Genomic DNA, 22,900 nt, shown 5'->3' with positions numbered 1-22,900 from the left:
TTTCGTAATCACATATAAAAAAATATCCCCTACCAAGAGGGGATATCTATTATTCGATAATTGTTAAAATATCTTCTAGTGCAAAACGTACTTTCTTCATAGGTAATAACCAATCATTTTCATGATCTCTTTCTCCTATCGCTAAAATAGTTACACTTTTCAGTCCTTTCTTATCTAAACCTAATGCCTCATCTAACTGATCATTGTAGAAGCCCTCCATAGGCGAAGCATCTACTCTTAACTCAGCTGCTGCTGCGATAGCCATACCAAAAGCAATATAAGCCTGACGAGCTGCATGCTCTGCTTGCTTCTCTTGTGACATTGCTGCAAAGTTACCTTTGATAAATCCTTTATAATCATTCATAGCACCAGGAGCTAACTCTCTCGTCTTCTCTACATTATCAAACACAGCATCAATGCGCTCTTCTGTATAAGCATCCCAAGCGGCAAAAACCAAAACATGTGAACTATCCACCACCTGACTTTGATTCATAATCACAGGTAATAGCTTCTCTTTTAACTCTTGATTCTTGATTAAGATCATCTCGAAAGGTTGTAATCCAGAAGAAGTAGGTGCCATACGAGCTGCCTCGATGATCTGCATTACTTTTTCGTCTGCTATCTTAACTGAACTATTATATTTCTTAGTAGCATAACGCCACTGTAAACTCTTTAGTAACTCCATAATTTATTAATTATCTCTTAGCCAAAAAAGCTAAAACATTATTCTCTATACGTTCATTAATATTAGAGATATCAGCCTTCACAAATGGTTCTCCTATAATCTTCTCATATAGCTCTATATATCTATCTGATACACTATTGATATACTCATCCGTCATCTCTGGTATTGCCTGTCCTTCTTTTCCTTGAAAGCCATTGCTGATTAACCATTGTCTGACGAACTCTTTAGACAATTGCTTTTGAGCCTCCCCTTTTGCTTGTCTTTCTTCATAGCCCTCTGCATAGAAGTATCTAGAAGAATCTGGCGTATGTATCTCATCGATTAACACAATCTTTCCGTCTTTAGTCTTCCCAAATTCATATTTAGTATCCACTAAGATCAAACCGCGCTCTGCTGCTATCTCACTTCCTCTCTGATACAGTGCGTATGTGTATTGCTCTAATACCAAATAATCTTCTTCAGAGACAATCCCTCTTGCCAAGATATCTTCTCTCGAGATATCTACATCATGAGCTCCTAAATCTTCTTTAGTAGATGGAGTGATAATAGGTGATGGCAATTGATCATTCTCTTTTAACCCTTCTGGCAAAGTCACTCCGCATAACACTCTCTTTCCTTCTGCATACTCACGAGCAGCATGCCCAGCTAGATAACCTCTGATCACCATCTCCACCTTAAACGGCTCACATACATGCCCCACCGCTACATTAGGATCAGGTGTAGCTACTAACCAGTTAGGAACGATGTCACTTGTCATCTCCATAAACTTGGTTGCTATCTGATTTAGGATTTGTCCTTTAAAGGGAATTCCCTTAGGCATAATAACGTCAAAAGCCGATAATCTATCTGTAGCAACCATAACTAATAAGTCGTCTGCTATATTATAAACTTCTCTTACTTTTCCGCGGTAAACTGACTTTTGATTTGGAAACTCAAAACCCGTTTTTGTGATTGTGTTATTCATATTCTTGTTATAGTTGTGTAGTTCTTTTCTATTCTAGTAGGCTATCAAATCTAATAGCGCTGTTTCAAATCTGTCCTTAGGCAGATATTGATCTTCTAAAGCTTTCACAAATGGTATGGCTGTCTCTAAACTGGCTACCCTTCTTACAGGTGCATCTAAGTCTTCAAAACAATTCTCCATAATCATCGCCGACATATCACTTGCAATTCCTCCGAATAAGGAATCTTCCTGCAAAATTATAACTTTATTTGTTTTTTTCACTGATTTAAATACAGTTTCCTCATCTAAAGGTTGTAAAGTTCGTAAATCTATCAAATCAGCCTTAATATCAGGGTGCTTGTCTAGCACTTCCATCGCCCAATGCACTCCTGCTCCAAAGGTCACTACGGTCACATCTGCCCCTTCTCTCAACACACTCGCCTTTCCAAACGGCAGTGTATAATAATCCTTAGGTACATCCTGATAAATACTCCTATACAACAGTTTGTGCTCAAAGAAGATCACAGGATTAGGGTCATTAATAGCAGTAGCCATTAGCCCTTTTGCATCATACGGAAAAGCAGGGTACACTACCTTAAGTCCTGGTGTTTTTGTAAACCAAGCTTCATTGGTCTGTGAGTGGAATGGGCCTGCTTGTGTACCACCACCACACGGCATACGCACGACCACATCTGCCTTCTCATTCCATCTGTAATGTATCTTTGCCAAATAGTTTACAATCGGATTAAACCCAGTAGATACAAAATCGCCAAACTGCATCTCCATAATCGCTTTTCCTCCATTGATAGAATACCCCATCGCGGCAGAGACTACTGCGCTCTCACAGATAGGTGTATTGCGAATACGCCCTTTGCCAAACTGCTCTACGAAACCATCTGTTACTTTAAATGCACCTCCGTATTCTGCAATATCTTGCCCCATGATGATTAAGTTATCATGGCGTTCAAAAGATTGTTTTAACCCTTCTGATATCGCATCTATCAGTCGAATATTAGCTACTTCTGCTGTTGGTTGTATATCTTCATACTGATAAGGAGCATACATATCATTTAGCTCCGTAACCAAGTCAGCTACTATAGCAGGCTCTTCTTGTGTTGCCTTCCAGTCCTTGTCTATCTCTTGTTTAAACTCTTCTCTAATCTGTTCGTCTAAAGCATCTGTCAGTACGCCTATTTCTTTTAGATAAGCTCTGTAATTCTCCACAGGGTCTTTTAGTTGCCACATATCCATCAGTTCTTGAGGCACATACTTTGTACCACTAGCTTCTTCGTGCCCACGCATTCTAAAGGTCAAGAACTCTATCAATACAGGACGAGGATTCTCACGCATAGATTGTGCCAGTGCACTGATCCGCTGGTATACTTCTAAGATATTATTCCCATCTATAATATGACTTTCCATCCCATATCCTATCGCACGATCTGCTAGATGCTCACATCTATACTGCTCATTCGTAGGAGTCGACAGTCCATAACCATTATTCTCGATTACAAAAAGAACAGGTAAGTCCCACACAGAAGCAATATTCAGCGCCTCGTGGAAGTCTCCTTCAGAAGTAGCTCCTTCACCTGTAAATACTGCTGTTATCTTATTCTCATTTCTCAAGGTATGCGCTAGAGCGATACCATCTGCTACACCCAACTGGGGACCTAAGTGAGAAATCATCCCCACTATATGATATTCTTGTGTACCGAAGTGAAAAGAACGCTCACGTCCCTTAGTGAACCCATTTGCCTTTCCTTGCCATTGAGAGAACAAGCGGTGTAAAGGAATATCTCTAGAGGTAAACACCCCTAAGTTTCGGTGCATAGGCAGAATGTATTCGTCCTGCTCTAAACTAGCAGTCACTCCTACACTGATAGCCTCTTGCCCTATTCCGGAGAACCATTTAGATACTTTGCCCTGTCTGATCAGGATAAGCATCTTTTCCTCTACCATTCTAGGTTTGAGTAATTTTTTATAAAGTCCAAGTAACTCTTGGTCTGTTAAGTTTTTTCGATCGTAATGTAATTGTTTCATAATTGGTTTAATAGACTCTAAAAATAAGCATTTGCCCCTACTAAACAAATTAATTCTAAACAAGTAATTACATTATTCTATAATCACTTTTACAACTCATAACAATACTTACTTTCAAAAAACTTTAAAACATTCTTACTGTATAATCTCTCAAATTCATTCCCTGATATTGCAATCTCTCCACCATTCTATACTTCATAATATCTTACATGACAAATTTAAAAAAATCATCTATCCTACTTGTGCTGACATATTCTCTACACCATCTCGCTTGCTGATTCTAGGAGTATTCTAGGGGTTTTCTTGCAGTTTACTTGCCTAGAGAGGCATTTTCTCGAAGGAATGTGCAAGGATACCTCTAGCAACCCTCTAGCAATACCATAGAAATATAAGCTAAACTCAAATGTCTAATCAACTTTCAATAAAGACAGATGTAAATAAAATGCTGATAGTATTCAAAGTATTTTTAACTTTTTTTGCCTCTAAAAACGTATTTACTGGCTTCATCAAGGGTTCAATAAATGGACGAGAAGTGAACTAGAAGAAAAGTACCCTTCTGATATCTTAATTTTACAAGAAGTAAATCAACCATTTAAAAATCAATATTATGGCAGAAGCAATGAACGGAATGTTAGGTGGCGTATCTGGTAAGGTAGGTCCCGTAATAGGCGTAAGATGGCGAGGTCGCTATTTCTGGCGATCTAAAGCGAGGAAAAGCACTAAACCTTTTTCAGAAAAACAGCGGATACAGCAGGAGAAAATGGCACTTGTATCTTCTTTTTTAGCCAAAATAAGAGGATTTATTAATCAATACACACCAATGAGACAAGGTGAAAAATCACTCATCAATGGTACAGAACAACAATCTTCGTTTTTACTCAGACATGGTATCGGCTATGAAGACAATAGAGGGTACTTACAACTCAATCTAGTCACTGTATCTATAGGAACACTTCCTGTAGCACATATCCATAAAATACAACTTACAGAAGATAAGCAAATCAAACTAGAATGGGAAGACAATAGCTATAACAGCATGACAGCAGAATCTGACCTGCTAAGCGTCGTAATCTTTCACAATGAAGAAGAGGAATTTCAGATCTATGATACGGTAGGACAACGAATGGATAAAATAGGACTGATCACACTGAAAGAACAATGGACTTACGGTACAATCCATATCTGGACAATGTGGAAAAACAAAGAAGAGACACTGAATAGCACAAGTTTATATCACGAAGAAATAGCTCTAGATTAGCTGATCAGATACAGTGTAGTACTCTACTTCATTCCTGCCTAAACAACCGATAGAAATGAAGTAGATACACTATGCTATTATACCTAATAGAACTTTTATATTATCTATCAGATTCATTTCATAGTACATTAGGTAGAATAATGAACTATATAATCTGATGATGATAACTGATGTAACGCTTAAAACAAAAAAAGGATTAGATAACCTACTGATTATCTAATCCTTTTTAATACTTCTAAGAGCAACAACTATTTCTTAAAGTCCTCCATAGGTACATAGATAGTGGTAGTCGTAGGAGTGTAAATACCAAAAGTAATACATCCTAATAGACCATCTACAAAGCTCATTTGAGTCTTCACAACATAGTTCGTTTTCTTATCTGCTAGTTCACTTCCTTTATACCCTTTGTTTAAAGGAATTAAACCTGCTATAAGCGCATGATTCTTCTTTTTGTTTACTTCTACCACAGGCATTGTTAGATCAGTATCACCTACTGCTACTTTTGCTGTATAACAAGATGTCATAGTTATTGCAACTACACAACCCATCAAGGCTAATTTAATTGTCTTCATTTTTACTATTCTTATTTTTAATGATTCTAAATATACTACCCCTTGAAGTATATTAAAAATAGAGAGACAGTATTATAACAATATCATAGATAATATAGATTATCAAATAAATAACTCGTGAATTCAAGTTATAAATGCAACAGTTGCTATTTTGTCTAATTTATCTGCAAAAACTTCATTAGGCGATTTAAAACCAAATCTCTTTCTTGGTCTATTGTTTAAAATATTTACAACTCTATCTATTTGTTGTTGTGTAATTAAATCGAAGTTACTCATTTTCGGGAAATATTGTCTGACTAAACCATTTAAATTTTCATTAGCGCCTCTTTCCCAACTGTGATAAGGTTTTGCAAAATAATAGGCAATCTGTAACGCATTAGCTATATTTTGATGGTTTGCAAACTCTTTTCCATTATCAGAAGTGATTGTATGTAGAAGAGGTTTGTAATCCTTTAATAGCTCTATTGTTTTAGCCTCTATCGCATGAGCTTGTTTAGATTCAACCTTCCCCATTAGTAAAATCCCTGTGGCTCTATCGTTAATAGTTAATAAGGCTCCATTATGATTTTTTCCTATTATCAAATCAATTTCTAAGTCTCCTATTCTTTCTTTTTTGTCAACAATACCAGGTCTTTCATCTATATCTAATCTGTTCGATATTACCCCTCTACTATCTTTATTGCTTCCTCTTTTACGATATTTTTTCCCTTTATTTCGTAGATGCTTATAAAGCTTTCCTCCTTGCTTTTTATCCTTCCAAATAAACTGATAAATACATTCTACTGAAACCATTTCTATCTTCTCTATTTTACATCTTCCTACTATTTGTTCAGGGCTATAATCTTTATTGAGCAGCGACAAAATGGTTGCTTTGACACTTTTATTTAAGCGTTTATGCTTAGGTTTTTCTTTATGACGAAGTGTTGTCTTTTTTTGAGCAAGATCGGCTTTATAAACACCGTTTCTACCATCTGAATTACGTTTAAGCTCTCTGCTAACAACTGATCTGTCTTTGCCTATATAATCACCTATTTCACTAAGTGATCTACCTAAATTTTTATATGCTTCTATTTTGTATCTTTGTTCTAACGTTAAATGTGACATCTTTTTGATTGTGTAGGAACTTCAAAAGTAGATGTTTTTTTTCGCCAACAGCGGGGAACATTTGCCCCATGGGGCAAATGTTCCCCGCTGTTCTTTTAAATGCTGTTGCATTTATTTGTTGAATCTAAGACTTATAAAAAATATTAAAAACAGAAATGTAATTTAAAAATACTACTATTTAGAACTGTAATAAATAAAGACATAAATAGTCAATTTAAGCTATTCACTTTATAAATCAGATTACGTATCGCTAATTAGATCTAAATAAGTTTTTTTTACATACAAATCAAGGCGAAATATACACTGATTAATACAACAAATAACTCCCCCTAAAAGCTTTATCCCCCTCAGAATCACCTTACATATTAACCCAATACTACAAAGCAATTCTGCCCCCTGGTTCTTTCATTAGCGATATAACCTTACTCTAAGTGAAATCACTCATGTAGACCTGTTTTGTATAATAACTATTCGTTTAGATGCCAAATACATAATCTGGGTTAAAAATGAACTAAGATTTACACTAGATTAATCATTTCCCATTTATAGTACTTATATTTGCAAGGTTATACATTGAATAAACTACTCTGTCAGGGGAATCGTGTGAAACTCACGAGCTGTCGCGCAACTGTAAGTAATTAGAACTAATTATAAGTCAGATCACCTACACAGTAGAAGTATAATATTATGGTATTGCTTTCGCGATTTGAAGCAACATAGTTATACTAATATCTTTCCCTTATGACATTTTAGAAAGAATAGTATACTAAACAACTAAAAGCCAAAATAGCTATTCCATAATTTATGAATATTAAAAGTAATAACTAACTCAAAAAAAGAATCATTACAACAATATGGAAGGTCAATTAACAAACAGAGAGTTACGTATCCAAAAAAAAATAAAGGATTCGGAAACACACGTATTTAAAGCTGTATTCCCAGGACAAACTAATCACCACAACACCATGTTCGGTGGAGCGGTAATGTACATTATGGATGAGATAGCATTCATGACAGCTACACGTTTCTGTCGTAAACCTATTGTAACTGTATCTAGTGATAAGATTGATTTTAATCATCCTATCCCTGCAGGAACACTAGTAGAGCTTATCGGGACAGTAGTACGTGTAGGAAGAACGAGCCTAGATGTACGCGTAGATGTATTCGTAGAAAGTATGTACAGAGAAGGAAGAGAAAAAGCGATGACTGGTACATTTACTTTAGTAGCGATCAATGAGAGCAAACGCCCTGTTCCTGTATTTGACGAAGTAGAAGAATAGTAAATCTTTATATCATACAAAAAATCCCTAACGAATAATCATTAGGGATTTTTTTATACACACTGTTTTGATTTCTATTCTAAAAACAGCACACGCTTGGCGTCTTCTAACAAGAATTTGCTCAAGCCACAACACTATTTCACAATAAAAGCTACCTTATTCAGATAGCTTTTATCGCAAAAAAATTAAAGATTATTCAGCAATTGCTTGCTCAACTTCGTCTAACATCATTTTGATAGACTTAAGTCCTCCTCCTGATAAATACCATATTTCTGGGTTTAAGAAAATGATTTTATCATTTTTATATGCGTTTGTTTGTTTTACTAATGCATTAGCAAACTCCTCTTTACCCATAGTAGCTCTCTTAATAGCAGCTCCTCTATCGATTACGAAGATGTAATCTGGGTTTAATTCTTTAATGAACTCATTAGAGATCGCTTGACCATGTGTAGCAGCTTCGATGTTTTGATCAGCAGGTTTTAATCCGAATACATCATGGATAATCCCGAAACGAGATCCTTTTCCATAAGCACTTAAACGTCCTTCGTTAGCAAGCACAACTAAACCTCTTTTCTCAGATTTAGCAGTAGTCTCGTTAATCTTAGCCACACGCTCATCGATTACTTTTAACTCTTTCTCTACCAACTCTTCTTTACCAAACAACTTACCTACTGTACGTTGGCTAGCTTTAAAAGAATTCATATAATCTTTAATATCAATATCAAGATTAATAGTAGGAGCTATTTTACTAAACTCATCATACATAGCAGCAGTACGAGCTGCGATAATGATAAGTTCTGGTTCAGCTGCATTTATTTTTTCCATATTAGGTTCTTTAATACCACCTACATCTACTAAGTTAGCATCATCTGCATACTTAGATAAGTAAGCAGGCATATTACCTTTAGGAGCTCCTTTAAATTCTATACCTAAATCCTCAAAAGTATCTATCATTCCATAACTAAGAATAACAGTGTTTTTAGGGTTTTCTTTTACTTCAGTAGTTCCTGACAAGTGCTCAACTGTCACTTTTGCTACATTCTCCTCTGTAGTCTCTGTCTTCGTTTCTTTACAAGACGTAAAGATTAAAGCTGAAGCTGCCACGCAGCTTATTAAAAATTTACTCATAACAACTCGATTAGTTAAAATTATTTAAAGTATATACACACCTTATTATTACAGTTATCTACAATAGTCATATCTATATCGAAAACTTCTTTCATAATATCCTCGCGAATAATATCATCCGTTAATCCGAAATGGATAATCTTATGATCTTTAACTGCTGCAATATAGTCTGCATACGAAGAAGCATAATTAATGTCGTGCACTACAATAATTATGGTCTTTCCATAATCATCTGCCAAAATTCGAAGAATCTTCATAATCTCGACAGAGTGTTTCATATCTAAATTATTAAGTGGTTCGTCTAACAGAATATACTCTGTATCCTGAGCCAACACCATCGCTAAGAAAGTACGTTGACGCTGTCCTCCACTTAATTCATCTATGTATTGTTCTTGAATATCTGTTAGTCCCATAAAAGCAATACTCTCCTCTACCTTCTCATGATCGATAGCGTTCATTCTACCTTGAGAATGTGGAAAGCGCCCAAACTCCACTAACTCTTTAACTGTTAACCTTACATTAGGATGATTTGCTTGTTTTAAGATTGATAATCTTTTTGCGAAATCTCTATTCTTAAAATTGACAATATCTTGATCTAATAAATTGATAAGTCCTGAGTCTTTAGCGACTAAACGACTAATAATAGATAACAGAGTACTCTTACCTGTTCCGTTCCCTCCTACTAGACATGTGATTTTCCCTTTTGGAAAAGAAACTGACACATCATTTAGAATCATCTTCTCACCATACGTCTTAGATACATTCTTTACTTCTATCATCCTTTGTTACTTTTTAATAATAAATAAATAAAATACACCCCTCCTACAAAATTGATAATAATACTAATAGTAGTACTCATATTAAAGAGATGCTCCACTAGATATTGTCCTCCTACAACAGTAACCGCTGTTAGCAAACAACATGCTAGTACCATATAACTATGCTTACTGCTCTTCACAAGCTCGTAAGTCAAATTGGCAACTAATATTCCTAAAAACGTAATAGGTCCTACCAATGCTGTAGAAATAGCTACCATCACAGAGATAATAAGCAAATTAGCTTTGATCACTTTATGATAGTCTACCCCAAGACTTATGGCATTCTCCCTACCTAAACTAAGTACATCTAACTGTCTAAAATATTTAATCCCCACTAGCATAGAGGCTATTAATAAGACAGCGGATATAGTCAATAGATTTAGGTTTATCTTATCAAACGAAGCAAACATTGCCGACTGTATGATTAAGAATTCATTAGGATCAATAAGCATTACTATAAAAGAAGAGAAACTCCTAAACAGTGTTCCCATTAACAGTCCCACTAATAGTAATAAATACATACTCTTACTCTCTCTTCTGAATACTAAATAGTACATCACTAAAGAGAATCCTAACATTAATACTACAGATATCGCAAAGTTGGTTTCTGAATTAAGAACCTGAAATGTTCTATCTCCATAAGCAAACACTAGCAAAGACTGTAACAACAAATAGAATGAATCAAACCCCATAATAGAAGGTGTCAAGATTCTATTAGCTGATATTGTCTGAAATATAATAGAGGAATACCCTATAGCAAACGATATTAAAATCATCGCAATAACCTTATATCCTCTTCTAGGTAATACATAATCTAATTTGGTTCCCGTAAAGGTGAACATATATATAGCAATGAATAATAATAAAACAACTGCTAAAACTGTAATAATCTTGTTCTTAAACATGTTTAGCGCGTTTAAATATTAGTATTAAAAATATTAATCCACCAATGATACTTACTGTTAATCCTATCGGAATCTCATAAGGTGCTATTAACATTCTGCTTATTATATCACATACCATTAAAAAGATCGCTCCTATCAATGCTGTATAACTAATCGTCTTCTTAAGATTATCTCCAAACATCAAACTCACAATATTAGGAATAATCAATCCTAAAAAAGGAATCACACCTGCTGTCAGAACCACTACAGTAGAAGTAATAGCTACAAATATCAATCCTAGATAAGTAATCTTCTTATGGTCTAATCCTAAACTACTCGCGGTGTCTTCTCCTAAACCTACGATAGTAAACTTATTAGCGTATAAATAGCTCAAGAACACAATCGGAACTCCTAAGTATAAAATCTCATAGTTCCCTTTGATAATAGATGAAAAGTCTCCTATCAGCCAACCTTCCATATTCTGAACCAAGTTCGTTTTATAAGCAAAGAACGTAGATATCGCATTAAGGATATTTCCAAAAACTATCCCTACTAATGGAATAAAAATGATATTGCGCATTTTTATCTTACTCGAGATCTTTAAGAAAATAACACTTGCTAATAAAGCTATTGTAAATGATAAGATCATCTTATAGACCATCCCTCCTCCTGGAAATAATATCATACTAAATAATATTCCCATCTTACAAGCGTCTAAAGTCCCCATCGTAGTCGGTGAGACAAATTTGTTAAGAGAAATCTGTTGTACAATCAATCCAGAAATACTCATACCAATACCTGCTATTAATACAGATATCATACGGGGTAATCTACTTACTAACATAACCAATATCTCATCCTGATCTAGTCGGTGTATATCAAATACAGATATATCTTTTACGCCAACAAATACAGAGATGAAAGAAACTATAATCAGTATAAGAATTAATAATATTCTTATCATTTACTCGTTTGTTTTTATTTAGAATCAAATTAAATAATCGCAAATATAAAAAAGTAAAGTGGCTAACAAAAGAAAAAAACTTATCAATTTATGTAAACTCAATTAGTTAGATTATCGGTATACTAATGTATACACGGATTTTATCAAACAAACACAAGTATTAACTCTTCATTTTTTAATTAATTAAATTTTATAACGTTAAAATTAAAGTAATCACAATTCGGCCTTTTTTAAAATAAATCTCATTAAGTTCTATTTCATGGTAAATAACAGCTCATTTATTACCTAAACAGAGGCTGAAACATACAGTTATAATGTGTTTAACTCATCTTTATTCTCATTCATTAATAAATCGACAAATACTCTCACGGACTTTTTGAGATAACTGTCTTTTAATTGAATAATAACAGCTTCTCGCTTCATATCACTATCTATAATCGGGATAGCATAAAGGTCTTTTTCTCCATGTACAGTTGCGTAAGTAAGAACAGTTTGATAAGCTCCTTTTTTGACAAGGTCAATAATCATAGAAGTTTGATTAGTCTCTATGGCGATATTAGGTCGGATATTATACTTTTCGAACTCCCTGTCTAAAAAGTTACGTGTACTGAATCCCTGTACAGGCAAGGCTAGTCTATACTGTTCTATCTCCTTTAGCCTAATCTCTTTTAGAAGTGCTAATTCAGAATCTCTAGCAACCATAAAAGCCATATCTGATATCAATACAGTCTTATAAATGAAATTCTCTTCATGTGCTCCATCAAAAAAAGTCAGAGCAAAATCAATATACTGCTTCTCTAGATACTGCATTAACTCATTGGTCGTACCAAATGTCACCTCTATCTTCACTTCTGGATATGTCTGTGTAAAAAGAGTAAGTGAAGACAGAACTAAAGACTTTAGTCCCCACGTAAGCCCTATACGCAATACTCCTGTCTTTAGCCCCTCTAAATCCTCTAATAAGAGCTTTCCATCTTCTGCAGCTCTTATACTTCTCTCAGCATAAAAAGAGAATAACTCTCCTGCTTCTGTCAGTGCTATACGCTTTCCTATTCTATCAAATAGTGGTTGGCCTATTTCTTCTTCTAACTGTTTTATTTGTTGAGATAATGTACTCTGTGTAATAAATAAATGCTTAGAAGCTTCCGTAAAATTGAGTAATTCTTTTGCTTTTAAGAAATACCTTAGTTGTCTTAGTTCCATGAGTTGATCGTTTTTACCGATTGATGTAATAGAAAAATACCGTTTTACTAATATAGAGCTTCCTCGTAACTTTACAAAAAATAAAGAATATGAATACCACCACCTATACAGAAGAAGTCGTTCATATAAAAGCTGTTAAAGGAACCACTACGTACAAAAAGATTAAATGGAGTATATTTTTAGTAGGAGTTTCTGTATTCGCTCAATTATATAATTTCCAACCTATATTATCTGAAATCACACAATACTTTAAAGTAACACCTTCTGAAAGTAGCTATCTAGTATCTGCTAGTACTTTAGGTATGGCTATTGGTCTATTACTTTTTGCATTTATCGCAGATAGTTATCCACGTAAAGACATCATGCTCTTCTCTCTAGTCACCTCTACGATGCTCACCCTCTTATCTGTATGGGCTAGTGATTTTTCTATCTTAGTCAATATTAACTTTATAAAAGGAATGTGCATATCTGGGGTATCAGCAGTGACATTAGCCTACTTAGCAGAAGAAATAGACCCTAAGTACATCGGAACAGCCATAAGTTTTTACTTGGCAGGAAATACTTTTGGAGGAATGTTTGGAAGAATTGTTGCCGCATTAGTATCTGGGTGGCTTGGTTGGCAAGCAGCAGTATTTACTATAGGTATACTCGCTGTAGTTATTGCCGTTGCTTTTTATATCTTATTTCCAGAGTCTAGATTCTTCACTCCTAAAAAGCTAAAAATAAAACACAAACTACGACAGATGAAGTCTATATTTAAGAACTATAAGATAATGGCTATGTATCTCGTCGCGATCTGTCTAATGGGGGCGTTCGTAAGTGTATATAACTTTTTAGGTTTTAAACTTGAATCAGCTCCTTATAACTTACCACATTATCTTATCGCTATGATATTCTTAATGTACGCATTTGGTATTTTTGGTAATATGGTTGCCGGATCTTTATCAGATAGATATTCATCTCGTAAAATACTCCTAATCGCTTTAGGGTTAATGTTAATAGGTGTAATAGGTATGTATATGGACAATCTTGTTATTATCCTATTAGGATTGACTTTCTTCACCATCTCATTCTTTAGTGGACACACCGTCGCTAGCAGAGTAGTTACAACTCTAGGTAAGGAAGCTAAAAGTTCCGCTACAGCCTTGTATTGGTTCTTTTATTATATAGGCTCAAGTATTATAGGCAGTTCTACAGGAGTCTTTGTGAATAAAGGCAATTGGAATGGGTTCTTCTATACGCTTATAGGCATGACTATAATAGCCCTTCTTGCGACTTATCTAAGTACAAGACAAACGAAAAAAGCCACTGAATAGTGGCTTTTTGTTTATATGTTTCTATGTATTAGAACCAACCTTTTTTGTTTGCTTGGTATGTATTATAGAACTCCTCATCTGTTTTAGTTAAATAGATAATTCCTTCAATAAGTCCAATGATTCCAGCAAATCCACAAGTAACTAATCCTAAGATTAATTGGATAACACCTTCTTTAGTATACCCTAAGTAGAATTTATGGATAGCGAAAATAGGTAATAAAATTCCTAAAATACCAGCTACTACTTTCTTATTCTCTTGAGGAGGTGTAGTTGCACTTTTCTGTGTAGTAAATTGTTCCATCTTTTTATATTATTTTTTTTGCAAAATTAAAATTGTTTAATGAACAAACAAGAAAAATATAACAATATTTTAAATATAAACAACAAACACAAATAATACTACTACAAAACAGCTACTTAACATAACTATTTTACAAAAACCACTAACTCTCAAAATAAAATAAAAAACACCAATACTTAAACTTCAATACAATAAAAAAAGCAACCTATAAAATATAGATTGCTCTTTTGTCAATAAGGTGAACTTATCCGAAGCTATTTCTTAAAGCTCACTAATTCCATTTGTGAGATCTCTTTCACATTAATTGGACTAACTAGAGCTTCTGCTCTACTCAAATCAATGATTCTGTATCTCTTCACTTCTCCGTCGGCATCATTTTCTAGACTTATCATCTCACCTTCTAGTACCCAATTTCCTTTAGATTCCTCTAAACTGTATTTGTCAATTGCCTGGTACTTTCCACCTTTCATGATATCAATTTCAATTAGTGATTTTTGGTATCTTTCTTTATGACTTCTACTCACTCCTTCTTGGAAGTCGAAATGAGCTACAATCCATGTTTTTTCAATATTAATACTGTTAACACTTAATGCTTTGTCAATTTCTAAGTTATTATTATCGTCTGCACTGCAACTAGCTAATAATGAACTCATACCAATAATCAAAACTCCAATTAAAACTTGCGCACATCGTCTCATAATGTAAATAATTAAAAAAAATTAATAATAATCTTTTTTAATCCGTGTACACCTCCTCTCCCTCTGGAGGTATTAATACATCAACTGCCTTGCATTCCCCTTTTCGACGTTTTACAGGTATATAAAATCACTGTAAATAAAATAAACACAATTAAGTTTACATAATAAAAAACAGACTAAAAAAGAACGTTTTTAAATACTAGGTAACTCCGACATTGTTACCTTATCTTTTATTTTCTGAGACAAATGTATAACCGTAGTTTTCGCATCAATATGACATAAATCATAAAAATTCTACATATTAACTTCTAACTTAATGGAATAACCCTAATCTTATTCTAATATTAGAAACTTTTTTAGCAATACAAAAAGTTAACATTTATAATATAACAAACTAAACACAGTACTTTAACCTTATTAACACTAATATCCACAAACAAATTACGAATAATAAGAAATACAATAAAAAATAACAACAAGAATTACCTTAATTTTTTGTTGCTTTTTTAAAGACATAAAAGATTATAATTCTACATTTTGATATGTTTTTTTAACTTTTATATCTTTTCGACCTCTATTTCCACTATATATCGCAAATTATTTTTAACTCCTAATACCTCTTTTTTCATAAAAGGCATCTACTATTTTTATTAAAACTAGAGATCACATCAACAAAAACGTTATAATATCTCAAACCTCATTAATAAAACACCTTAGCAATATACAAATACAGTAAAAGCCATGACATGAGTATTAGCTTTAAAAAAGAGATTCCAGAGCTTACAAAACAACAGTCCCCACCGTCACTAGCTCTGGAATCTACAAACACAATAACTCACTCTACATCAATAAAATACATCATATCTCACCTAAAACACGATATAACACCTAAGTATTTCAAAAAACCCTTTTCAATACTTATAAAACCTTATCTATACTCTAAACACATTATCAATATTTTTACAGACAAAAACTATTCCTAAATAGCTACTTTAAACAATTATTCTACTTTTTAACCAAAAAGAGCCTTAATCACATTGATTAAGACTCTCAGTACATATTATAAATAAAAATATCTTTTATACTTCTACTTCTTTTTTAGATAGCATTGGTTTCAACCCTAAGTTATTCAATAATCTTTGGTCTGATGATAGACTAGGATTAGGAGTCACTAATAATGTTTCGTTATCTCCTGAAAACATTGAGTTAGCTCCAGCCATAAAACACATTGCCTGTTCATAATCAGACATTTCTATACGCCCAGCACTTAACCTCACCATAGTAGTAGGCATCACAATACGAGCTGTAGCAATCATTCTGATCATATCCCAAGTTTCTACTTTAGGCATTTCTTCCATAGGTGTCCCTTTTACACGTACTAAAGCATTAATAGGTACAGATTCTGGATGTGTATCCATAGTAGCTAAGGTATGCAACATAGATATTCTATCTACATCATTTTCTCCTAAACCAATTATACCTCCTGAACATACTGTTATACCTGCCTTGCGCACATTATCAATAGTATTAATACGATTAGAAAATGTACGAGTAGAGATAACCTTGTCATAGTGATCTTCTGAGGTGTCTAAATTGTGATTATAAGCATATAAGCCAGCCTCTTGTAATCTTTTAGCTTGTTCCTCTGTTAACATTCCTAAAGTACAACAGACTTCTAATCCCATTTCATTTACACCTTTAACCATATCAAGTACTTTATCGAAGTCTTTGTTATCTCTTACCTCTCTCCATGCAGCTGCCATACAAAATCGAGAAGACCCTGCTTCCTTTGCTTTTTTAGCAGTGCCTAATACAGTCTCTAAAGGCAGTAGTCGCTGTACCTTTATATCTGTATGATATCTAGCTGCCTGTCCACAGTAAGAACAATCCTCTACACACCCTCCTGTTTTAATAGACAATAAAGTACTTACTTGTACTTCCTCTGGATTGTGATATTGACGATGTACTAAAGAAGCTTGATGAATTAATTCTAATAAAGGAGTATCATATATTGATTGAATCTCAGCTTTAGTCCAGTTGTGTCTAATTTCCATTTTCTCTTTGTTTATTTATGATAGATATTTCAAAAATAGAAGGAAAGAAAAAGGAAAGACTAGTCCACTTTTAGATTTAGACCTATTCCACTTCTAATTTTATACCAACCACTCTATACTCGTTATATTTCATATACAACATCAAGATGATTATATTAAATCCAATTAAAGCAAATCATTAACATGTTAAATTAAAAATAAACACACATTCAATCAATTATTATCAAAATAATAACATTAAAAACACAATAAGACATATTACTTTATTGTTATAGAGAAAAACACAAAACAGATTACACAAAAAACTCAATCACTATGTCAAACAATCCATCATTCTTTATTCCGTATAAATACTTACTTTATTTTTACTTATTACTGAATTTTGTACTCCGCATTGTATTAATTAATCACCCTATAACCACTTCTACTTTTACCTCAGGAGAAGTATTATCTGTATTTGTGCTAGGTTTTATCCGTGATATTCTCATATTCAGTATAGGATATTTTATATTTTGGCTCTACTTTATTTTCTTTTCAAATCAGAAGTATAATAACCCCTATGGATATATCATATTCGCTATCCTATTAGGTTTATGGGGATGGGTTACCTTTGGCAAAACTATTATATCAGAATATGGCGATGTACTTCCTGAGATAGCTATTACCTTCTTATCTATAAAAACAGTGTTATTCGGCATCTGTCTTTTCTTACCTCAACATAGAACAACCGTTCGAAAAATAAGTTATGCTCTTACATTATTTATCTTCGTATTAATCCTTGTGCAAAACACAGTGAGTGAATTCTTTTTTTGGAATGAGTTTGGTGTTAGATATAACTTTATCGCAGTTGATTATCTCGTATATACTAATGAGGTCATTGGTAATATTATGGAGTCTTATCCAGTGGTTCCATTATTTAGCATCATCGCTTTAATCACATTATTAACTACATATTACATTTTCAAAAAAACAGAGTATGTTATAGAACATCTTGCTCCATTGAAAAATAAGGTTATACTTAGTATTGTTTATTTACTTGTATTTGGAATTTCTTTATCTGCTATTACTAAGGTAATGACTCCTCTAAATACAGATAATATATTCGCTGAAGAATTAGAAAGTAATGGGGTTTTTAAATTCTATCAAGCTTTTAATAACAGTGTCATTGATTATTTTAAGTTCTACAATACACTGCCTGATGATGAACTAGCTAAAAATATTAAACAATTCTACCCTCAATATAACGGAGCTCCTTCACTTCTTAGACATATCAATAGTGATAGTACAACTATCAAAAAAAATGTAGTCCTCATAAGCATAGAGAGTCTTAGTGCGGACTTTATGGAATTTTATGGCAATACCAATAGACTTACTCCTTTCTTAGACAGCCTAGCGATGAAAAGCTTATTCTTTACCTCTACATATGCTACTGGTAACAGAACTGTACGTGGACTAGAAGCTATAACGATGTCTATACCACCTTCTCCTGGTGAAAGCGTTGTAAAGCGCAAAGACAATAAAGACAAGTTTACAACAGGAAGTGTATTTGCTAAAAATGGATACACAGTCAAGTACCTATACGGAGGAGATGCTTATTTTGACAATATGCAAGACTTCTTCGAAGGCAATAATTACAACATTGTAGATAAGTGTGATTTTAGACCTGATCAGATTACCTTTCAGAATGTATGGGGTGTAGCTGATGGAGATATGGCTAAGAAAGCTATAGAAGTAATGAATGAGGAATATCAGCAAGGCAAACCTTTCTTTAACCATATCATGACTGTAAGTAATCATAGACCCTTCACTTATCCTGATGGAGTATTAGACACCTCAGACCTTACTAGTGCTAGAGATAAAGGAGTTAGATACACTGACTATGCTATTAAAGAATTCTTTTTACTTGCTAAACAACAGCCATGGTATGATAATACCATCTTTGTAATCTTAGCTGACCACTGTGCTTCTAGTGCGGGTAAGACACAGCTACCTTTAGATAAATATAGAATACCTGCTATGATATATGCTCCTAAAGGGCTTGCTCCACAACAGTTTGATCAAATGATCTCACAGATAGATGTCATGCCTACCTTATTAGGTATACTTAACTTTAAATATGACTCTAAATTTTTTGGGACTAATGTTTTACAAGCAGATTATAAACCAAGAGCCTTTATAGCAACATATCAAGATTTAGGCTATATCCGAGACAACACATTAACCATTCTTAGTCCTAATCAGAAGGTAAGACAATATGCATTCAATACTCAAGCAGTAAATAATCTAATAACTCCACTTACTACACTAGATGAATTACAATCTAAGTATGTAGATGAAGCTATTTCATTTTATCAATTTACAGCTAAACAGCTAGAATCAAAGAGTTATAATCAATAAAAAAGCAGGGAGAGTAGTGCACACTACTCTCCCTGCTTTTTTAAACACACGTAACACAATTATTTATATGAATGCTGTCTACAACAAATAAACAACACAAAATTGTTCTAAAATAATTCAATTCTACATTTACATAAGAAAACGGGAAAACACCACTTACCTTGCTCTCCCGTTTTAATTTTAAAAAACACTTATCACTTTGTAATATATAATTGAAAAAAACTTATCAAATTTAATTAATGAAAACACTAGCACAGCATTCTTCTTAATCTTAGTATAAAACTCCTTAATTCATTTAAATTAATAAGTATTAATACTTAATTTTGATACTGCAAAAATCACTATTATTGTATAACTCACATAGGACATTTGTCCTTAATGCTATAAAAAAATGTTAAGAATAAATATTGACTTTCTATCATACATTGAATCATTGGCACAGACTGATGTTTTTAATGACAAAATTTTATTGCAACCTTATAAGCCTAAAGAAGTTCTACTACATCAGGGTGATCCTGTTACTAAGGTTATTGTTATTAAAGAAGGGATTACTAAATGCTATATCACAGAAGAAAATGGTAAGGAATATATCCCTGAGTTCTTAAGTACAGGAGAGATAATGGGAGAGATAGAGTTTATTGGTAAAAAAAACTGTCTATGCTCAGTAGAAGCTATAACACCCGTAAGTGCTTATATCATTCCTCTATCCGTATTTGAACATTTATTAAAAACAGATATAACCTTTAATAACACCCTACTCGAAGTAGAAGCATTAAGAGTATTTCACACTAGTGAAAGAGCTTCTTTTCAACAACTTTATACAGTAGAACACGCACTAGAAAAACTGTTAGAGCTACAAGAGAAAGAACAAGTACATATCTCTAAAGAAGATATGGCTTCTTATCTAGGTATCACTACACGTACCTTAAACCGTGCTTTAAAAAAAGTACAAGAAGAGGAATAAAAAACGAGGGAATAGTATGTATTCCCTCGTTTTTTTATACTTATTACATCCAGTGTAATGCTGATGATTCTACCTGATAAAGCCATTTATCTCTTAACTTCACTAACTCACTATACTGAGTAGTACTAAAAGACACTGTTCCTCCAGCAGTATAAAGCTTTAAGCTACCTACATCTGCTGACTGTTGCCACCATAACTGAGACAAGACAATCTTCTGTACCTTATGTGGTTCTATATAAATATAAGAGATATCCCATATCCCCCTTCTTATCATTATAAAATCTTCACTTACTCTTAACCTCCCTACACTATAAAGTCTATACAGTGCTAGTAGCATAATCACACTATAACTCACTACTGTTCCTATAAACATAGCAGAACTAAAATTTGATCTAAAAAACAAGGTTAAAAAGACTAAAGGAAGAACTATAAATAAGAATACTCTAAAACCTAGGTATCTATAATTATACTTTAGAACAGTAGTATACTCTTTTTTCTCTTCTTTAGACATTACTATTTTAAATAGGTCTTCTCTCTCCTGAGTAGAACAACCAGGTATTTGTAACCCAGACTTTTTATTATCTCCCTCTTCTCCTGCCACCTGACTTATCTTTAGACTGCAGATATCAAATAACTTCTGAAAATAATTCTGTTCTATTTCAACCTTTTGAACTCGTTCTGGCCTAATAATCGTATTCCTAGTAGACAGTAATCCATGAGATAATAACAAAGTCTTATTCGAAAATGTAACTTTAAAGTCCCAGAATTTTAATAATGTACGGATCACATTCACTACTAACACAGTGATAACTAAAAACACAATTAAATATAAAAAAGCGACCAAAGACATCCCTCCCTCTATATAGCTTGTCACCTCTTCTTTATCGATATACTCTTCTATAGAGATGCTTCTCACAATCGAATCATACACCATATTAAAGAATACAAGTATCAACCCTAATGTATATAAGTAATTAGAAGTAATACCAACTTTTAGAAGTGTAAGTATACTTATTTGTTTTGTGTTTTTTTGTTGCTCTATAAGCTTCTGTTCTCTATCTATTGTATCTGTTGAAGTATCGTCTATTACTTGTTCATTCTTATAATTTAGCAGTATCTGTTTCAATGCATCAGCATCTGATAAAGCCATAGAAGGGATAGTAGCTTCTTTATCTTTACTACCTGCAGAGTCTATTTCTACAGAGTACACATTGATTATTTTATTAATAAAACTCTGATTGAGATTCACCTGCTGTATTTTCTCTAGTTGAATAGTAACTTTCGATTTATTGATAATCCCTTTTTGAATGATAAATGAATTAGTTTCTTCATCAATATAAAACAAGAAGTTGCGATAACTCAGATACGCTATTCCAAGACTTAAAACACTTCCTCCTATCACAATCCCCCAGATACTAATGGGTAGTTCTATGCGCTTATTCACTAAAAATAGCACTATAAGAGGAACAAAAGCTCTTACTATTTTCTGTAAGGCATTCAGAAAGTTAGCAATGATTCCTATTGTAGCTTGTCTAGTAGGTTGATAAAAACTATTCTTATCCATGAACAGATTCCTGTGAGTGTTCTACAATATCTAGATTAGTCTTTAAAACCTGTTGAGGAGACTTCGTTATCTTCTGTATAACATACGCTTTTAGTCGCTCTCCCTCCTCTTTAGATATCCCTGTGATTTTTAGATCACCTAAAGCTCCTCCCGCAGTAAAAAACTCTACCGTACATAAGTTAAACATTCGAAGTAAGGCTCCTTCATATACTCCTACATGCTGGACTCTATTAAAAGGGATAACAGTCTGATTTCTATTTATAATACCTGTTTTATAAATAATATCGTGCTCACGTAGTGCATAACCTTTCATAGCTACTCCCTTCATAGAGATAATACAGATAAGAATAATCAATACAACTCCTAATCCCATAAGTGAGTATAGTAAAGTTTCACTCAACAAAGACTCACTCGTCAAATACTGAAAAATATAAGGTGTAAAAGCAATTAGTAAGATAATAATAGAAATTATTATTAATCTTACCCCAACTACTGTTCGATACCTAGAGTCTAAGTTTTTAAACATTACTTGCTCTACTTGAGGTAATGTATCTATATCAATTTGTTTATTTTCAAACATACTATTCATACTCTTGTCCTTCTGTTTATACAGACATTGATTCTACTAGTAAATATATCATTTAAAAAGAGATACTGTTGTATGCAATCCATAAAAAAAATCCTTTAAAAGTAATACACCTTTAAAGGACTTCTTATTACAAGTTAC

The 22,900-nt window shown here is 33.3% G+C and carries 20 protein-coding genes and 1 riboswitch; of the genes, 5 read left to right on the top strand and 15 right to left on the bottom strand.

What is annotated here, in order from left to right; translation table 11 throughout:
* Nucleotides 1–49 precede the first annotated feature (49 nt).
* From MYRA21_RS11935 to MYRA21_RS11925, 3 genes are read right to left on the bottom strand one after another with little or no spacing between them, the layout of a single operon-like run.
* The gene (locus MYRA21_RS11935) at nt 50–685 is read right to left on the bottom strand and encodes a nitroreductase family protein (RefSeq protein ID WP_006263219.1); all 636 of its coding nucleotides are present in this window, start codon (nt 683–685) and stop codon (nt 50–52) included.
* 10 nt (nt 686–695) lie between these two features.
* A complete protein-coding gene (locus MYRA21_RS11930) occupies nt 696–1,649 on the bottom strand; it encodes a phosphoribosylaminoimidazolesuccinocarboxamide synthase (protein WP_039329143.1) in 954 nt (317 codons plus the stop codon).
* A 33-nt stretch (nt 1,650–1,682) separates the two neighbouring features.
* On the bottom strand, nt 1,683–3,668 hold the full coding sequence (locus tag MYRA21_RS11925; protein ID WP_039329142.1) for a thiamine pyrophosphate-dependent enzyme: 1,986 nt from the start codon (nt 3,666–3,668) through the stop codon (nt 1,683–1,685).
* Between the two features lie 607 nt (nt 3,669–4,275).
* Here MYRA21_RS11925 and MYRA21_RS11920 point away from each other — a divergent pair.
* Nucleotides 4,276–4,926 (top strand): DUF6266 family protein, encoded by a 651-nt coding sequence (locus MYRA21_RS11920; protein ID WP_006265023.1) that lies wholly within the window; start codon nt 4,276–4,278, stop codon nt 4,924–4,926.
* A gap of 248 nt (nt 4,927–5,174) precedes the next feature.
* On the opposite strand, the gene MYRA21_RS11915 is transcribed toward MYRA21_RS11920, so the two are convergent.
* A complete protein-coding gene (locus tag MYRA21_RS11915; protein ID WP_039329141.1) occupies nt 5,175–5,498 on the bottom strand; it encodes a Bor family protein in 324 nt (107 codons plus the stop codon).
* Nucleotides 5,499–5,621: 123 nt separating this feature from the next.
* Nucleotides 5,622–6,602 carry an IS30 family transposase gene (locus tag MYRA21_RS11910; RefSeq protein ID WP_039328002.1) on the bottom strand — a complete coding sequence of 327 codons (981 nt, stop codon included), beginning with the start codon at nt 6,600–6,602 and terminating at the stop codon, nt 5,622–5,624.
* 541 nt (nt 6,603–7,143) lie between these two features.
* Nucleotides 7,144–7,289, top strand: a riboswitch (cobalamin riboswitch).
* A 167-nt stretch (nt 7,290–7,456) separates the two neighbouring features.
* Between MYRA21_RS11910 and MYRA21_RS11905 the strand changes: the two genes are divergently transcribed.
* Nucleotides 7,457–7,882: an acyl-CoA thioesterase gene (locus tag MYRA21_RS11905; protein ID WP_006259391.1), complete on the top strand. Its 426-nt coding sequence runs from the start codon at nt 7,457–7,459 to the stop codon at nt 7,880–7,882.
* Nucleotides 7,883–8,074: 192 nt separating this feature from the next.
* On the opposite strand, the gene MYRA21_RS11900 is transcribed toward MYRA21_RS11905, so the two are convergent.
* The 5 genes from MYRA21_RS11900 to MYRA21_RS11880 form a co-directional block, all read right to left on the bottom strand.
* Entirely contained in the window at nt 8,075–9,010 is a 936-nt protein-coding gene (locus MYRA21_RS11900; RefSeq protein ID WP_039329140.1) for a siderophore ABC transporter substrate-binding protein, read from the bottom strand.
* Nucleotides 9,011–9,030: 20 nt separating this feature from the next.
* The gene (locus MYRA21_RS11895) at nt 9,031–9,789 is read right to left on the bottom strand and encodes an ABC transporter ATP-binding protein (protein ID WP_006259395.1); all 759 of its coding nucleotides are present in this window, start codon (nt 9,787–9,789) and stop codon (nt 9,031–9,033) included.
* Nucleotides 9,786–10,733: an iron chelate uptake ABC transporter family permease subunit gene (locus MYRA21_RS11890; RefSeq protein WP_006259398.1), complete on the bottom strand. Its 948-nt coding sequence runs from the start codon at nt 10,731–10,733 to the stop codon at nt 9,786–9,788. Before MYRA21_RS11890 ends, MYRA21_RS11895 begins: the two co-directional genes overlap by 4 nt.
* Nucleotides 10,726–11,676 carry an ABC transporter permease gene (locus MYRA21_RS11885; protein WP_006259399.1) on the bottom strand — a complete coding sequence of 317 codons (951 nt, stop codon included), beginning with the start codon at nt 11,674–11,676 and terminating at the stop codon, nt 10,726–10,728. The genes MYRA21_RS11890 and MYRA21_RS11885 overlap by 8 nt, the downstream gene beginning before the upstream one ends.
* A gap of 309 nt (nt 11,677–11,985) precedes the next feature.
* Nucleotides 11,986–12,879 (bottom strand): LysR substrate-binding domain-containing protein, encoded by an 894-nt coding sequence (locus tag MYRA21_RS11880; protein ID WP_006263213.1) that lies wholly within the window; start codon nt 12,877–12,879, stop codon nt 11,986–11,988.
* A gap of 89 nt (nt 12,880–12,968) precedes the next feature.
* Between MYRA21_RS11880 and MYRA21_RS11875 the strand changes: the two genes are divergently transcribed.
* Nucleotides 12,969–14,195, top strand: a complete 1,227-nt coding sequence (locus MYRA21_RS11875; protein WP_039329139.1) for an MFS transporter — start codon at nt 12,969–12,971, stop codon at nt 14,193–14,195.
* Between the two features lie 28 nt (nt 14,196–14,223).
* On the opposite strand, the gene MYRA21_RS11870 is transcribed toward MYRA21_RS11875, so the two are convergent.
* The 3 genes from MYRA21_RS11870 to bioB form a co-directional block, all read right to left on the bottom strand.
* Nucleotides 14,224–14,496 carry a TM2 domain-containing protein gene (locus tag MYRA21_RS11870; RefSeq protein WP_006263211.1) on the bottom strand — a complete coding sequence of 91 codons (273 nt, stop codon included), beginning with the start codon at nt 14,494–14,496 and terminating at the stop codon, nt 14,224–14,226.
* 254 nt (nt 14,497–14,750) lie between these two features.
* Nucleotides 14,751–15,194 carry a hypothetical protein gene (locus MYRA21_RS11865; protein WP_006263210.1) on the bottom strand — a complete coding sequence of 148 codons (444 nt, stop codon included), beginning with the start codon at nt 15,192–15,194 and terminating at the stop codon, nt 14,751–14,753.
* 1,079 nt (nt 15,195–16,273) lie between these two features.
* Nucleotides 16,274–17,248 carry a biotin synthase BioB gene (bioB, locus tag MYRA21_RS11860; protein ID WP_006259406.1) on the bottom strand — a complete coding sequence of 325 codons (975 nt, stop codon included), beginning with the start codon at nt 17,246–17,248 and terminating at the stop codon, nt 16,274–16,276.
* Between the two features lie 315 nt (nt 17,249–17,563).
* On the opposite strand from bioB, the gene MYRA21_RS11855 reads away from it, so the two are divergent.
* Nucleotides 17,564–19,645 (top strand): LTA synthase family protein, encoded by a 2,082-nt coding sequence (locus MYRA21_RS11855; protein ID WP_039329136.1) that lies wholly within the window; start codon nt 17,564–17,566, stop codon nt 19,643–19,645.
* 391 nt (nt 19,646–20,036) lie between these two features.
* Nucleotides 20,037–20,609 carry a Crp/Fnr family transcriptional regulator gene (locus MYRA21_RS11850; protein WP_006259408.1) on the top strand — a complete coding sequence of 191 codons (573 nt, stop codon included), beginning with the start codon at nt 20,037–20,039 and terminating at the stop codon, nt 20,607–20,609.
* A gap of 43 nt (nt 20,610–20,652) precedes the next feature.
* Here the strand turns inward: MYRA21_RS11850 and MYRA21_RS11845 are convergent, their stop codons facing one another.
* Together MYRA21_RS11845 and MYRA21_RS11840 are read right to left on the bottom strand one after the other, a co-directional pair.
* Nucleotides 20,653–22,173 (bottom strand): PH domain-containing protein, encoded by a 1,521-nt coding sequence (locus tag MYRA21_RS11845; protein ID WP_039329134.1) that lies wholly within the window; start codon nt 22,171–22,173, stop codon nt 20,653–20,655.
* A complete protein-coding gene (locus tag MYRA21_RS11840) occupies nt 22,166–22,762 on the bottom strand; it encodes a PH domain-containing protein (protein WP_039329132.1) in 597 nt (198 codons plus the stop codon). Before MYRA21_RS11840 ends, MYRA21_RS11845 begins: the two co-directional genes overlap by 8 nt.
* Nucleotides 22,763–22,900 lie beyond the last annotated feature (138 nt).

The sequence above is a fragment of the Myroides sp. A21 genome (assembly GCF_000807225.1).
GTDB classification, from domain to species: Bacteria; Bacteroidota; Bacteroidia; order Flavobacteriales; family Flavobacteriaceae; genus Flavobacterium; species Flavobacterium odoratimimum.
The sequence above is the reverse complement of the archived record's forward strand: the minus strand, read 5'-3'. Positions and strand labels throughout refer to the sequence as shown.

Bases quoted from the DNA above. Each gene is read 5' to 3' on its own strand.
- MYRA21_RS11935 (WP_006263219.1), bottom strand. From the start codon at position 685: ATGGAGTTACTAAAGAGTTTACAGTGGCGTTATGCTACTAAGAAATAT.
- MYRA21_RS11930 (WP_039329143.1), bottom strand. From the start codon at position 1,649: ATGAATAACACAATCACAAAAACGGGTTTTGAGTTTCCAAATCAAAAG.
- MYRA21_RS11925 (WP_039329142.1), bottom strand. From the start codon at position 3,668: ATGAAACAATTACATTACGATCGAAAAAACTTAACAGACCAAGAGTTA.
- MYRA21_RS11920 (WP_006265023.1), top strand. From the start codon at position 4,276: ATGGCAGAAGCAATGAACGGAATGTTAGGTGGCGTATCTGGTAAGGTA.
- MYRA21_RS11915 (WP_039329141.1), bottom strand. From the start codon at position 5,498: ATGAAGACAATTAAATTAGCCTTGATGGGTTGTGTAGTTGCAATAACT.
- MYRA21_RS11910 (WP_039328002.1), bottom strand. From the start codon at position 6,602: ATGTCACATTTAACGTTAGAACAAAGATACAAAATAGAAGCATATAAA.
- MYRA21_RS11905 (WP_006259391.1), top strand. From the start codon at position 7,457: ATGGAAGGTCAATTAACAAACAGAGAGTTACGTATCCAAAAAAAAATA.
- MYRA21_RS11900 (WP_039329140.1), bottom strand. From the start codon at position 9,010: ATGAGTAAATTTTTAATAAGCTGCGTGGCAGCTTCAGCTTTAATCTTT.
- MYRA21_RS11895 (WP_006259395.1), bottom strand. From the start codon at position 9,789: ATGATAGAAGTAAAGAATGTATCTAAGACGTATGGTGAGAAGATGATT.
- MYRA21_RS11890 (WP_006259398.1), bottom strand. From the start codon at position 10,733: ATGTTTAAGAACAAGATTATTACAGTTTTAGCAGTTGTTTTATTATTA.
- MYRA21_RS11885 (WP_006259399.1), bottom strand. From the start codon at position 11,676: ATGATAAGAATATTATTAATTCTTATACTGATTATAGTTTCTTTCATC.
- MYRA21_RS11880 (WP_006263213.1), bottom strand. From the start codon at position 12,879: ATGGAACTAAGACAACTAAGGTATTTCTTAAAAGCAAAAGAATTACTC.
- MYRA21_RS11875 (WP_039329139.1), top strand. From the start codon at position 12,969: ATGAATACCACCACCTATACAGAAGAAGTCGTTCATATAAAAGCTGTT.
- MYRA21_RS11870 (WP_006263211.1), bottom strand. From the start codon at position 14,496: ATGGAACAATTTACTACACAGAAAAGTGCAACTACACCTCCTCAAGAG.
- MYRA21_RS11865 (WP_006263210.1), bottom strand. From the start codon at position 15,194: ATGAGACGATGTGCGCAAGTTTTAATTGGAGTTTTGATTATTGGTATG.
- bioB (WP_006259406.1), bottom strand. From the start codon at position 17,248: ATGGAAATTAGACACAACTGGACTAAAGCTGAGATTCAATCAATATAT.
- MYRA21_RS11855 (WP_039329136.1), top strand. From the start codon at position 17,564: ATGTCAAACAATCCATCATTCTTTATTCCGTATAAATACTTACTTTAT.
- MYRA21_RS11850 (WP_006259408.1), top strand. From the start codon at position 20,037: ATGTTAAGAATAAATATTGACTTTCTATCATACATTGAATCATTGGCA.
- MYRA21_RS11845 (WP_039329134.1), bottom strand. From the start codon at position 22,173: ATGGATAAGAATAGTTTTTATCAACCTACTAGACAAGCTACAATAGGA.
- MYRA21_RS11840 (WP_039329132.1), bottom strand. From the start codon at position 22,762: ATGAATAGTATGTTTGAAAATAAACAAATTGATATAGATACATTACCT.